At 72.7% G+C, this 13,767-nt stretch carries 6 protein-coding genes; all 6 read right to left on the reverse strand.

The annotated features are described in order from the left end of the window. Positions 1–12: 12 nt before the first annotated feature. Entirely contained in the window at positions 13–8,571 is an 8,559-nt protein-coding gene (locus M9914_10985) for a hypothetical protein (protein ID MCO5174701.1), read from the reverse strand. Beyond that, the gene (locus M9914_10990; GenBank protein MCO5174702.1) at positions 8,568–9,497 is read right to left on the reverse strand and encodes a universal stress protein; all 930 of its coding nucleotides are present in this window, start codon (positions 9,495–9,497) and stop codon (positions 8,568–8,570) included. Before M9914_10990 ends, M9914_10985 begins: the two co-directional genes overlap by 4 nt. Before the next feature lie 249 nt (positions 9,498–9,746). Continuing rightward, complete coding sequence (locus tag M9914_10995) at positions 9,747–10,757, reverse strand: CopD family protein (GenBank protein ID MCO5174703.1); 1,011 nt, start codon at positions 10,755–10,757, stop codon at positions 9,747–9,749. Between the two features lie 59 nt (positions 10,758–10,816). After that, positions 10,817–11,848: an L-threonine 3-dehydrogenase gene (tdh, locus tag M9914_11000; protein ID MCO5174704.1), complete on the reverse strand. Its 1,032-nt coding sequence runs from the start codon at positions 11,846–11,848 to the stop codon at positions 10,817–10,819. Further along, positions 11,845–13,068: a glycine C-acetyltransferase gene (locus M9914_11005; protein MCO5174705.1), complete on the reverse strand. Its 1,224-nt coding sequence runs from the start codon at positions 13,066–13,068 to the stop codon at positions 11,845–11,847. The genes tdh and M9914_11005 overlap by 4 nt, the downstream gene beginning before the upstream one ends. Positions 13,069–13,246: 178 nt before the next feature. Next, positions 13,247–13,666, reverse strand: a complete 420-nt coding sequence (locus M9914_11010) for a cupredoxin domain-containing protein (GenBank protein ID MCO5174706.1) — start codon at positions 13,664–13,666, stop codon at positions 13,247–13,249. Positions 13,667–13,767 lie beyond the last annotated feature (101 nt).

Here is a 13,767-nt window from a genome sequence, read left to right on the forward strand (position 1 = left end):
GCCCGAACCGGCCTATGCGGCGTAGACCACGTCCACCACGTGCTCTACGCCGTCATCGACCAGCCGCGTGACGAGGTTGGCCGGCGCGGTTCCCGGTCTCGCCCGCAAGACGTAGGTGCTCGCCCCATGGCGGTACCGCACCTCGAACCCCGGCCATTCGGCCGGGACGTGAGGGTCGAGGCGCAGTTCGTCGCCCACGCGCTCCAGCCCTAGCAACCCCTCCAGCCCGAAGCGGTAGAACCAGGCGGCCGAGCCCGTGTACCAACTCCAGCCGCCACGCCCGACGTGCGGGGGCTGCCCGTAGACATCGGCCGCCAGCACGTACGGCTCGACCACGTAACGTTCGGCGCCCTCGCGGTCGGCAGCGTGCAGCACGGGGTCGAGGAGCCGGTGCAGGGCGTGGGCCTTGCCGCGCTCGCCCAGCCGGGCGAACGCCCACGCGCTCCAGATGGCACCGTGGGTGTACTGCCCGCCGTTCTCGCGCACGCCGGGGAGGTAGCCCTTGATGTACCCCGGGTCCTTCTGCGAGCGGTCGAACGGCGGGGTGGCGAGCCTGATCAGGCCCTCCTCCCACCGCACGCAGAGCTCCTCCACGGAGCGCATGGCGACGGTCGCGCGCTCAGCGGGCGCGGCGCCCGCCAGGACGGCCCACGACTGGGCTATGGAGTCTATGCGCCACTCCGACGCGGCGCCAGTGCCGAGGGGCGTGCCGTCGTCGTAGAAGGCGCGCAGGTACCAGCGGCCGTCCCAGGCGACCCCGTCGCACGCCCGCGCGTAGGCGTCGGCCCGCGCGGTCCAGCGCTCCGCTTCCCCGTCGCTCCCGCCGACGCGGTCGAGGAGCCCGACGAAGCGCCGGATGACGTCGACCAGGAACCACGCCAACCACACGGACTCGCCCTTCCCCGCCGCCCCGACGCGGTTCATGCCGTCGTTCCAGTCGCCCGTGCCCATCAGCGGCAGCCCATGCTTGCCGACCGTCGCGCCCTTCTCCATCGCTCTGCGACAATGCTCGAGCAACGTGCCGGACCCCTGCCCGGGCGCGTAGGCGTCGTAACGGTCCTCGGCGCCCGGCGCGAGCGGTCGGCCGTGGAGGAACGGCACGACCTCGTCCAGGACCCCGCTCTCGCCCGTAGTCGTGACGTAGCGCTCGGCGGCGTAGACGAGCCACAGCAGGTCGTCGCTGATGCGGGTGCGCACACCGCGGCCGGAGGGCGGGTGCCACCAGTGCAGGACGTCGCCCTCCTCGAACTGGTGTGCGGCCGCGCGTAAGAGCTGCGCGCGCGCCAGCTCCGGCGCGGCGTGCAGGAGCGCGACGACGTCCTGCAGCTGGTCCCTGAAGCCGTACGCGCCGCCGGGCTGGTAGAACGCCGTCCGCCCGAAGTAACGGCTCGAGAGCGTCTGGTAGACGAGCCAGCGGTTCGTCAGGAGGTCTAGGGCCGGGTCGGGCGTGCTCACCCGCACCTTGTCGAGCCGGGCGTCCCACGCCGCCTCAGCCGCCGCCCGCGCTTCCGCGTACGCCCCCAGGTCGCGGTAGCGGTCGGCGAGCTCGAGGGCGGAAGCGCGGCCCTCGGTCTCACCGAGCACGAAGAGGACGTCCTCCGAGCCGTCGGCACCCAGGTCGAGGTGCAGCTGCATGGCCCCGCACGGGTCGCCTCCGGGGGCGACGGCGCCGCTGAGGCCCACGCGCCGCAGCGCGTCGGGCATGGCAGGCGAGCCCCACCGGCCGAGGAACTCGCGCCGGTCCGTCGTGACGCCGTGTGGGGTCTTGTTGCCCGCGAGGAACGCGACGCGCTCCCCGAAGTCGGTGGAGTAGGGGTTGCGGACGAGGAGCGCGCACCGTTCGGGCACGTAGTCGGGCAGCAGGTGGAGGCTCGTGCTCTGGCGATCGACGCCGAGGACCCATTCGGCGTAGTAGGTGACGGTCACGCGCCGCGGGCGGTCCGACAGGTTCCTCACGCTCAAGCGCACGAGCTTGACGGGGTCCTGGGCGGCCACGGACACCTCGAGCACCTGCTCGAGGCCGTGGCTCACGTGCCGGTAGGTCGTGCGACCCGCGGAATGGCGCGCCTCGAACGCCGCATCGCCCCCGGCCGGGTGCGGCGTCGCGGACCAGACCTCCGTCGTCTCCTCGTCGCGCAGGTAGACGGCCTCGGCGCTGGGGTCGGTCACCGGGTCGTTGCTCCACGGCGTGAGGCGGTTCTCGCCGCTGTTCACGGCCCACGTGGCGCCCAGGCCGGCCTCGGTCGTCAGGCAGCCGAGCACCTCGTTGGCCATCACGTTCGACCAGGGCGCCGGCGGCAACGCACCCCTGCTCGCGCGGATCACGTACTCGCGCCCGTCCGCGGTGAACCCGCCCCAACCGTTGTCGTACCGCAGGTCCGTCGTCTCCATGCCCTCCGACGCGCCCTGCTGGCGTTCCATGACGGGGGCCAGCAGCGGGAGGCCGGGGCGGGGCGGCAGACCGAGCGGCCGGAGCTGTTCGGCCAACGAGCCGTGCTCCCCGTCCAGGACGACCCGCGCGGCGCTCTCGAGCGCCACGAGGTCCGCCTGGGCGAGCTGGTCGCGCCGCAGGAGGTAGATGCCGCCGCGCGCGCCGAGCCACTCGTCGCTGCCGAGCCGGACGAGTTGGGCGCGCAGGCGGGCGTGGAGCGTCTGGTCGTAAGCCGTGTCCTGCGTGTTCAGCACGACGACGTCCACCTTCACCCCGCGCCGGCGCCAGTAGGCGTGGGCCCGGAGCGTCTCCACCACGAGCGGCAACCGTTCCGTGGAGTCGAGCCGGACGAGGACGATGGGCATGTCGCCCGAGATGCCCTGTCCCCACAACGCGGGCTGGCCGAGCGTGTTGGACGCCAACGTCGCAGCGGGGGCCCTGAGCTCCGGCAGCGGGTAGGCGACGGCGGAGTAGAGCCGCTGATAGGTCTCCACCGTCGCGGGCGTCAGGTCGTGTTCCTGCAGCTCGACGCGGCTACGCAAGCGCGCGAGGTCGAACTCCCGCGCCACCATGCCCGGCTTGCGCAACTCGTCGAGGAGGTCGGTCAGCTCGCGGGCGCTGGCGCCGCTCCCCGTGACGAACGTGACCTCTTCCTGCGAGTGCGGCTCGAGCTCGAGCCGCACGGCCAACGCCATGGCCGGGTCGAGCGTGGCGTCCGGCTCCGCCGGCGCCCCCGTCCCTCCGTCGCCGTCGGCCCGCCGCAGCGGTCCGCGCGTCCCCACGGCCGTCGTGACGTCGTTGCCGCGGCCGAGGAACACCGCCCTGTCCGTCTCGTACTCGCACGGCCCCGGGTCGTCACGGCTGACGACGGCGTGGGCGGCGAAGAGCTCCGCTTCGTCCGCCGAGCGCGGCCGGCGGTGGAACAGGATGGCCGACCGACCGGCCAGGAAGCTGCTCTCCACGAAGAGCTTGCTGAAGGCCGGGTGGCGGGCGTCGGCCGCGGCGGAGCCGAGCACGACCTCGGCGTAGGAGGTCACGCGCAGGACGCGACTCGTCTCGCCACGGTTGACGACGGTGAGGCGCCGCAGCTCGGCCGCGCCCCTCGCCACCACGACCTCCAGGCGCGTCAGGATGCCGTCGAACTCGCGCTGGTACTCGACCTTGTAAGGGTAGAACACGACCCGTTCGTCCTGGACGCGCGAGGGCAGCGGGCCTGGCGTCGCAGACCACACGGAGCCGCCCGGCTCGTCTCGGACGAAGATCCAGGTGCCGTCGGCGTCGCGGGTCCCGTCCGGGCGCCACCGCGTGATGGCGACGTCCCCCGCCGCCGACCAGCCGCCCCCTGCCTCGCTGAGCAGCACCGTGTAACTGCCGTTGGAGAGCAGGTGCGTGAGGGGCGTGGCGGTGTCGACGGGCACCGGCCATGGCTCGTCGAGCGTGGCGACGTCGACGGGCACGCTCGGGCTCTCCTCCGGGCGGAGGTCGTCGATCACGGGCACGTCGAGCGGGATGCGCTCCTGCAGCAGGTACTCGACCGTGGCCACCCGCGGGTCGGCATGGAAGCGTTCGACCATGGCGTCGTCCGTCAACGCGTTCGCCACCGCGAGCAGGATCATGCCCTGGTGGTGCGCCATGTGCGAGCGCACGAGCGCGCGGTCCGCCCCGAGCGGTCGGCGTTCGGGCGTGAAGTCGAGGGCCTCGAAGAAGCCGTGCGGCCCAAGCGCGCCGGCCTCGGCGAGGCGCGCCGCGTTCTCGAGCACCGCCTCGGGCCGGTGCCTGAGCGCCAGCATGCTCGCGTACGGGGCGATCACGAGGTCGCTCGAGTAGGAGCGGTTCAGCGCCAGCTCCGGCACTCCGAACGCGTGGTACTGGTAGTTGCCCGCGGCGTCGACGCGCGCGTAACCCGACTCGCTCACGCCCCACGGCACGCCGTTACGCTTCGCGAACGCCATCTGCACGTCTACCGCCGCCGCGCAGCTCTGGTCGAGCAGCGTCGCTCCGTAGCGCCGCGTGAGCAGCTCGGGCATGAGGTACTCGAACATGGTCCCGCTCCACGAGAGGAGCGCGGCGCGCCCGCCGAGGTCGCTCAAGGGGCGGTTCAAGTGGACCCAGTGGCTGATCGGAACGTCGCTCTTCGCCACGGCCACCAGGCTGGCGAGGCGCGACTCCGAGGCCAGCAGGTCGTAGTGGTTCGTATCGAGCTGCTCCGTATCGACGTTGTAGCCGATATGCAGGAGCTGGCGGTCGGGGTCGTAGAGGAAGGTGAAGTCCGTGGCCTCCACCTCAGCCTCGCTGCGCGCCGCCAGCTCCTCGAAGGCTCGCACCAACCCGGCCGCGGCGTTACGAGCCGAGGCCAGACGCGGCGCGAGGTCGTCGCACCAGGCGCGGCCGGCGGAGGCGGCAGCCGACTCGTCGCCCAGCGCGGCGCGGAACGCGCGCAACGCGGCGAGCGCCTCCCCCACCCACGCGCCCACCTCCCGCAGCGGCGGCTCCGACGCCAAAGCGCCGGCCACCGCCCGCCAGGCGACGCGCGCCGGTGAACCTTCGGGGAGGGAGCCCGTCCATGCCTGCGCCGCCCCCAGGGCGCGCACCCACGGCGCCAGGGAGCCGACCTCGCCGAGCGTGACCCTGATCCCGTGCCGCACGCGCTCCGCCCAGAGCCGCACGGCGTCGAGGTCGCGGCCCGTCAGGTCGCCATCGTGCATGGCGGTGACGATCGCCTGTTCGACGGACGGCCAGGCGTCACCCTCGAGGAGGGCGATGGTGCTCGGCCATAGCTCGCGCGCGAGCGCGGCGGACTCCACGCGCTCGCGCAAGGCCGCGACGGCCGCGGCGGCGGGCCGCTCCGGCATGGCGGTGAAGAGGGCGTCTTCGAGGACGGCCAGCGCGTCCGTCAGGCCGCCGAAGAAGGCGGCGACGTCCATGGGACGCTCGAGCAACTGCAAGCACCCTTGCCGCAACGCCACCAGCGCGGCCGCGAAGTTGCCCGAGTCGACGCTCGACACGTAGCGCGGGTGCAGCGGCTCGAGGCTCCGCGTGTCGTACCAGTTCAGGAGGTGACCACGGTAGCGCTCGACGCGTCCCAGGACGTCGAGCGTCTGGCGCAACCGCAATGAGAGGTCGACGACGCCGAGGTAACCGAGGTCGTGGGCCGCGAGCGTCGAGAGGAGCATGAGACCGACGTTGGTCGGGGAGGTGCGGTGGGCAGTGACCGGATCGTGGCCGAGTTGCACGTTGTCGGGTGGGAGCCAGTTGTCCTCGGGGCCGACGAAGCGCTCGAAGTAGAGCCAGGTGCGCCGCGCCAGGCCGTGGAGCTCGCGTCGCTCGGCGTCCGTGAGCTCGCGCGGCGCGCCGTCGCTCGCGAGCGAGAGCAGGTGCGCGGTGACCGGGGCGAGGAGCCAGACGACCAGGGGGACGGCGGCGACCAGGAGAGCCGCGGGCCTGAGGTACGCGACGGCCAGCGCCGCGGCCACGCTCAGCGCGAGCGCCCACCCCATGCGACGGACATCGCCACCGAGCGTGGGCGGGGGCTCGCGGTTCGTGAGCGCGGCCGTGCGCCACTCCAGCAGGTTCCTATGGGTGACGAAGAGGCGGTAGAGGGTGAGGCTGACGCTCCGCGCCACCATGCCGGCCTCGTAAGGGACGAACGAGAGCGTGATCGCGAAGCGTCCGAACGCCTGGCTCAACGGCTGCCACGGCATCAGCCTCCGGCGCCCCGGCACCGTGTAGTTCTCGATCAGGCCGTCGAGGTAGGCGATGACCGCGCCGGCGAGCAGCGGAGCGGCCAGGGTGGAGAGCGCTATCAGGGTCCAGACGCCGGGCGACCCCGGGAGGACGAGCCAACCGGCCACGAAGAGGGCGAAGAGGGCGGGCGCGACGAGGCTGCGCCGCAGGTTGTCCGCGATCTTCCACGCACCGGCCGGCCCGAGACGCTCCCCCCTGCCGCGCGCGCCGACCAGCGTCGCGAGCAGCCAGGGGAGGAGTTGCCAGTCGCCGCGGACCCAGCGTTGGGCGCGCTTGACCTGCGCGAGGTAGGTGGGTGGGTACTCCTCGAAGAGGACGACGTCGCTCACGAGAGCCACGCCGCCGTAGATGCCCTCGAGCAAGTCGTGGCTCAGGAGGCTGTTCTCCGGCACGCGGCCGGCGAGCGCGCGCTGGAAGTCGTCGACACGGTAGAGGCCCTTGCCGACGAAGATCGCGGCGCCGAACAGGTCCTGGTAGACGTCCGAGACGGCGTGGGTGTAGAGGTCCAGACCGTTCTCCCCGACGAACAGGCGGCTGAACCGCGAGGCGTTGGCGCTCTCGGGCAGCACGTCGGTCCGCGGTTGCAGGAGGCTGTAACCGGCGACGACTCGGCCGTCGGCGTCGAACTCGGCGCGGTTGAGCGGGTGCGCGAGCGTGCCGATGAGGCTCGGCGCCGCGCCCGGCGGCAGGCGCGTGTCCGCGTCGAGGGTCAGGACGTACTCCGTGCCTGAGAGCTCGGCTACGTCCCCGACGATCAGCTCGAACGTCGTGTCGTCCGCGCCGCGCAGGAGCCGGTTGAGCTCCATGAGCTTGCCGCGCTTACGCTCCCACCCCATCCATACGCCCTCGCTCGCGTTCCAGCGCCGGCCGCGGTGCAGGAGGTAGAAGCGCCCTCCCGCGCCCGCGACCCCCGCGCCTCCGCCGGCGGCTCGGCCGTACGCGCCGTTCAGGCGCGCCACCCGCCGCCGCGCTTGCGCGAGCAGGTCGGCCTCGCCCGGGAGGGTGGCGGCGGCGGCGTCAGGGAAGTCGGTCAGCAGCGCGAACGCGAGGCGCGGGTCCGGGTTGCCGAGGTAGTGGCGTTCCAGCTGCCCGAGGAGGGCATCCAGCTCCTCCAGGCTCGCCACGAGCACGGGCATCACGACGAGGGCGGCGTACCGCGGGGTCAGGGGGTCGTCGTCCCCGGCCGGGCGCGGCAGGCCGCCGCCGAAGTCCAGGCGCGGCAGGAGCGCCGGGGCGATGAGGCGGTTGAGGGCGTAGTTGACGACCGCGACGGCCACGGTGAACGCGGGCACGAGGAGCAGCGCGATCGCGAGGGCGACCAGCCAAGCCGCCGCGCCGGACGCCGCGGCGTAGGCGCCGCCCCAAGCGAGTAGCACGGCCGCCACGAGCCCGACGCTCCCCAGGTAGACGAGGGTCGGGTGGGCCTTGACGAACGCGCGCGACCGCTCGCCCACGCCGCGCCGGTAGCCGAAGGCGTCCTCGAGCGCTCGCGCGCCGTGGTCGATCAGGTAGTAGCCCACGTGCCTGGTCCGCCGGAGCGCCGCGGGGTCCTCCCCGGCAGCGCGAGAGAGGCGTACGGCCTCCCCGGCCACGGCGACCTCGTCCGCCCCGGTGCGGCGCGCCACCCTCTCGACCGCCTTCCTGTAGCGGTCGCGCGTCGCGAACGTCATGCCCGCGTAGTCGCCGCTCGCGTCCCGCCGCAGTTCTCGTTCGCAGTGGCTGGCCGCCTCGAAGAAGACGCGCCAGTCGGTGCTCTTGACGGTCCGCAGGCCGACGATGCAGTCGGCCACGCGCTGGTTGTGACTCTCGCGCTCGGCGTCGTCGGTCTCGCGGTCGGGCGGCGCCGTGAGCAGCTCGGCGCTCTTCGTCAACCAGTCGAGGAGGACCAGGCGCAGGAGGCTCGGGAGGGCCCACAGCTCGCCCATCGATAGCGGCGCGACCGTCTGGTAGGCCTCGAGCAGCTCGCCCGCCCTAGCGACGTCCAGGCGACCGGCGCTCTCGTCGAGGAGCAGGACGGCCAGGGCCTCCGCCCGCGCCGCGCCGCCACCCACCGCGCCGTCGGCGAGGCACGGGAGACGGCGATAGAAATCGGTCGGGAGGTCCTGGGTCGCCTGCCTCACGGACTCCCTGATGAGGTAGTAGTTGTCGAGGAACCATTCGGCCGCGTACGAGCCCGACTCCTTGGCGGCGGTGGCGACGCCGAAGGCCCGGTGCGCGCGCGCCAGCTTGCGCGTCAGCTCGGCGAGGCGTGCGGCCGGGGCCTGCCGGGCGCGCGCGCTCGGCCGGAGCCCGGCGCCGACGTGCTCCTCCGCCCAGGCGCGCGCCTGGGCGGCAGGGTCGCGCCCCTCGTCGGTCGGCGCTACCGGTCCGTCCGGGGCGGCGCCCGCGCCCGTCATCCGCCCCACTCTTCTTCCGTAGCGTCGCTCTGGCGGGCGGCGCGCTCCTGCCAGGGCAGGTCGTGGATCACGAGGAGCGGCGTGGGCCCGTAACCTATGAGGTTGGTAGTCACCTCCCCGAACGGCCACGTATGGTCGCCGCCGTAGCCGTGGGCGCTCATGACGACGAGGTCGGGCTCGCACTCGCGCACGAGCTCGTGAAGCACGGGCGCCGCCCGACGGCCGGCCACCAGGCGCGTCTCCGCGCCGTTGCCGAGGCCGGTGGCCAGGTCGCCCAAGTACTGCGTGGCGGCGGCGGTGTTGAGCTCGACCAGCCGCGCGGCGAGCTGCCGCTCCTCGGCGACGGGCGGGAGCGGCCGAGGCACGGACGGCTCCTCCACCACGTGCGCCAGGATCACGTGCGCCCCGAAGCGCTCGGCCAGGAAGCGCACGGCCGGCAGCACGCACTCGGCGCGTTGGGAGCCGTCGAGCGCCACCAGGACCGTCCCGTAAAGGCTGCCGCCATGTCGCGCCGGCGCGTCGCCCCTGACGAGCAGCGTGGAGACGAACGACCGCCAGAGGACCTGTCCCTCGACGGCCCCGACGTGGCCATGGCCCGACGCGCCCGTCGGCAGGACCAGGAGGTCGGCGCCCTGATGGGCGCGGTGCACGATGTGCTCGGTCACCCTGCCCTCGGGCAGGCAGTGGCTGACGGTGAGCCCGGCGTCCGCGAGCTGCGCGGTCACCTGCTCGAGGTAGGCCTGACCGGCCAGGCGCCGCGCATGCCATTCGACGGCGTCCACCGCCTGCGGGCCCCCGGCCGGCCCTTCCAGGACGTACATCAACTCGACGGTTCCGCCGGACTCGAGCGCCAGGTCCCGGGCGTGCGCGATGGCGGGTCGGTCGAGATCGGTACCGGTCAACGGCAACAAGAGGTGGCTGAACATGCGCGAACCCCTCCTTCCGTGAGGCAGCAGCCCCATGGCGGGGCGACGAGCGCGGTGGCGGACGGTGGGGCGAGCCGCGTGACGACAGTGTAGGCCCGCCCCCGCGTCAGACGGGGGTCAGTGCTCACCCCGCGCTCCGCGGCTCGGCGCACGCGGTCCGTCGGGGGCGTTCGACGACGGCGGCCGCCGAGCGCCCGTCAGGAGCGCGGCGACGGACCGCTCACCCCAACGGACCGCGTAAGGGGCGCCTCAACGACGCAGTAGCTCGATCAGATGAAGCAGGTTCGCGAGCGCGCCGCTCGCACCGGCGCCGGCATGCGGCACCGGCGAGGTCGTGAGCGCGCCTGTGACGACGAGGAGCGCCGCGAGCAAGGCGGCCTCGAGGCGCAGCGCGCGGCGCAGCGGCGCCACCGGGCCGCCGGCCAGGAAGCGCGGCAGGTAGCGGAAGCGGTTGAGGGCGGCAGCCGCCACCACGAGCGCGAAGAGACCGAGCTTGATCCAGAGCGCCGTGCCGTAAGCCGAGGCGGCGAAGGCCGCCGGCTCCTCCATGTGGCCGAGGGCGCTGTAGGCGCCGGTGACCGCGAGGACAACCACCGCCAGGGCGCCGACGGCCGACAGCCGCTTGACGGCCGCGGCCAACGCCGAGCGCCCGTCCTCGCCCGGGGCCAACAGCGCCAAGTAGCCTAGCGGGCCGGCCCAGACACCCGCGGCCAGCAGGTGCATGAAGTCTGCACCGAGCGGCACGCTCCCGCCCATGGCCGCGGCGTGGCTCAGCCGCGCGAAACCGTACATGAGCGCCAGCGAGGCGCAGGCCGCGACCGCGCTCAGGGCCGCACGAGCGAGCGCCGGCACGCGTCCCGGTCGCCCCGGGCGGTCGGGCCAACGGGCGAGCGCCAGGGCGGAAGCCGCCACGAGGACGGCCTGCCACCAGCGCTCGCGCACGACCCGACCGTGCAACGTCGAGGCGAGGTAGCTGCGCATGAGGTCGGCGTCTACCCGGCCCAGGACCTCGCGGAGCGTGTTGGCGACCTCGAGGAGCGAAGCCGCCACGAGGACGACGGCGCCGAGCAGGACGAGAGCGCCGAAGGCCAGGCGCGCCCGCCTCCTCGCGGCGGTGACGCCACCGGGAACGCTGGGCGGAGCACCGCCCTCGCCTCGCACCAGGGCCGGTGCGAGCCACGCGGCGCAGACCGCGCCGCCGACGAGCAGCATCGTGCCAAGGTAGGCCGAGGCCTTGAGCGCGGCGGCGGTCGCCATCATCGTCGGGAGCGCCCCCGGGCCCCACCTCGCGCCGCTTTCCGCGCTCCGCCCCGCACCGCTCAGCTCCAGTCGAGGATGACTTTGCCCGCTTCGCCGGAGCGCATGACGTCGAACGCCTGCCGGTACTCCTCCGCGGCGAAGCGGTGGGTGATCACGGGCGTCACGTCGAGCCCGGCCTGCAACAGGTTGCTCATCTTGTACCAGGTCTCGAACATCTGCCGGCCGTAGATCCCCTGCAGGTTGAGGCCCTTGAAGATGACCTTGTTCCAGTCGATGGCGATGTCCCGCGAGGGGATGCCGAGGAGCGCGACCTTGCCGCCGTGAATGATCGTGTCAAGGATCTCGCCGTAGGCGGGCGCCGCGCCCGACATCTCCAGGGCGACGTCGAAGCCCTCCTTCATGCCCAGGGCGGCCATGACGTCGCGCAGGTCGGTGGCCGGGTCGGACACGTCGACGCCGACGGTCGCCCCCATCCTCCGCGCCATGGCGAGGCGACCGGGCTTGACGTCGGTGACGACGATGTTACGCGCGCCCACGAAACGGGCGACCGCGGCCGCCATGAGACCGATCGGCCCCGCGCCCGTGATGAGCACGTCCTCGCCGACGAGGTCGTAGGTGAGGGCGGTGTGGACGGCGTTGCCCAAGGGGTCGAGGATGGCGCCGATGTCGTCCGGGATGGCGCCTGGCAGCCTGAAGGCGTTGAACGCCGGCAGGACGAGGTAGTCGGCGAAGGCCCCTTGGCGCTGCACGCCGACGCCGACGGCGTTGCGGCACAGGTGCCTGCGGCCGGCCCGACAGTTGCGGCAGTGGCCGCACGTGATGTGCCCCTCGCCGCTGACGCGGTCGCCGACGGCGAAGCCGCTCACCTCGGACCCCATGCCGGCGACGACACCGACCCACTCGTGGCCGGTGACGAGCGGAACGGGCACGGTCCGCTGGGACCAGGCGTCCCAGTTGTAGATGTGGACGTCCGTGCCGCAGAGGCTCGTCTTGGTAACGCGGATCAGCAGGTCGTTCGGCCCTGGCACGGGCTCGGGGGCATCCACCCGCCAGATGCCCTCGCGCGGCTCCAGCTTGGAGAGCGCCCTCACGCGATCACGCCCAGCTCGCGGCCGACCGTGGTGAAAGCCGCCACGGCCATGTCCAGCTGCCGGGTGGTGTGCGCGGCCGACATCTGCGTCCTGATGCGCGCCTGGCCGTGAGGTACCACTGGGAACGAGAAGCCCACTACGTACACGCCTTCCTCCAGTAGCCGATCGGCCATGCGTCCGGCCAACGCGGCGTCGTAGACCATCACCGGGATTATCGGATGTCCGTCGCCCGCCAGGTCGAAGCCGGCCGCGGTCATCGCGCCGCGGAAGTGGTCGCTGTTGGCGCGCAACCTGGCGCGCAGCTCGGCGCCACCGCCGGCCGGCGAGTCGTCCTCCAGCAGGTCGAGGACCCGCAACGAGGTGGCCGCGACCACGGGAGGGATGGAGTTCGAGAACAGGTACGGCCTGCTGCGTTGCCGCAGCCAGTCGACGATCTCGCGCCTGCCGCTCGTGTAACCGCCAGACGCGCCACCGAGGGCCTTCCCCAGCGTGCCCGTGAGGATGTCGACCCTGTCCATGACGCCGCGAGCCTCGTGGCTGCCGCGCCCGCCCTCGCCCACGAAGCCGACGGCGTGGCTGTCGTCGACCATCACCAGCGCGTCGTAGCGGTCGGCCAGGTCACAGATGGCCTGCAGGTCGGCGATGATGCCGTCCATCGAGAAGACGCCGTCGGTGGCTATGAGCCGGAACCGCGCGCCGGCCGCCGCCTGCAGCTGCCGCTCGAGGTCGGCCATGTCGTTGTTGGCGTAGCGGAACCTGGCGGCCTTGCTGAGCCTGACCCCGTCGATGATGCTGGCGTGGTTGAGGGCGTCGGAGATGATGGCGTCCGCCTCCCCCAACAGCGTCTCGAACAGGCCGCCGTTGGCATCGAAGCACGACGAGTAGAGGATGGTGTCGTCGGTCCCCAGGAAGGCGCTGAGCCTGTCCTCCAGCTCTTCGTGCAGGTCCTGGGTGCCGCAGATGAAGCGCACGGAGGCCATGCCGAAGCCGCGCCGGGCGAGCGCTTCGCGGCCGGCCTCCACGAGGGCCGGATGGTTCGCGAGGCCCAGGTAGTTGTTCGCGCAGAGGTTGAGAGCCGTGACGGTGCCGCGCGCGGTCGCCACCTCGACCAGCGGCCCCTGCGGCGACACGATCCGGCGCTCGACCTTCTCGAGTCCGGCGCCACGCAACTCGCTCAGCGAGGCTGATAGGTGATCGGTGAATCGCTGCCAACGGTTCATAGTCGGCTCAGGTTACCAGCACCCGCCGGGTGCGCAGGCCCACTTCAATAGTGGCTAGTGGACCGCGCGCGAGCAGGCCGCGCGCGCGGTCCACGGTGTCGCTTGACGCCGCTGCCGCCCCACCCCGGACGACCGGCGCCCGCGAGGCGAGGCGGCAGGGGCTACCGCAAGCTCGTTCTTACTCGGCCGCGGCGACGATGAAGTTACCGAACATGCCGATGCCGGATTCCGGCAGCGCATGGCCGGGCGTGCTGCAGTAGTAGATGTAGGTGCCGGCCTCGGTGACGGTGAACACGACGCTGACGCTCTCGCCTTCACCCATGACCGACTCGGACTTGATGTCGAGGGCGTCGATGGTGAAGTCGTGTTCCATGGCGTCGGCGATGATGGTCACCTTGACGACGTCGCCGACCTTGACGTTCAGGTCAGGGTTGACCACACCGTCGATGTCGCCCCCGACACCCAGGAACTGGAAGCCCGTCGTGCCGATCCCGCCGTGCAGGGTGAACTCGACCGTCGGCTCCTGATCCTGGGCGAACGCCGCCCCGAACGCGAACGCTACGACTGCGGCCAACAACAGCTTGGCGAACTTGGACATCTGGTACTACCTCTCCGGCTCCCGGCGGGTCATGGGCACGCGACCGGCCCAGCGACCTGAAGCCACGCATGATGCGTCACCGTCGACGCGGTCGCTGTGGC

The organism is Trueperaceae bacterium (assembly GCA_023954415.1).
In the GTDB taxonomy this organism is placed as follows: domain Bacteria; phylum Deinococcota; class Deinococci; order Deinococcales; family Trueperaceae; genus JAAYYF01.

What these genes read in the sequence shown, in the direction of transcription:
- M9914_10985 (MCO5174701.1), bottom strand. Translation starts at nt 8,571, where the DNA reads ATGACGGGCGCGGGCGCCGCCCCGGACGGACCGGTAGCGCCGACCGAC.
- M9914_10990 (MCO5174702.1), bottom strand. Translation starts at nt 9,497, where the DNA reads ATGTTCAGCCACCTCTTGTTGCCGTTGACCGGTACCGATCTCGACCGA.
- M9914_10995 (MCO5174703.1), bottom strand. Translation starts at nt 10,757, where the DNA reads ATGATGGCGACCGCCGCCGCGCTCAAGGCCTCGGCCTACCTTGGCACG.
- M9914_11005 (MCO5174705.1), bottom strand. Translation starts at nt 13,068, where the DNA reads ATGAACCGTTGGCAGCGATTCACCGATCACCTATCAGCCTCGCTGAGC.
- M9914_11010 (MCO5174706.1), bottom strand. Translation starts at nt 13,666, where the DNA reads ATGTCCAAGTTCGCCAAGCTGTTGTTGGCCGCAGTCGTAGCGTTCGCG.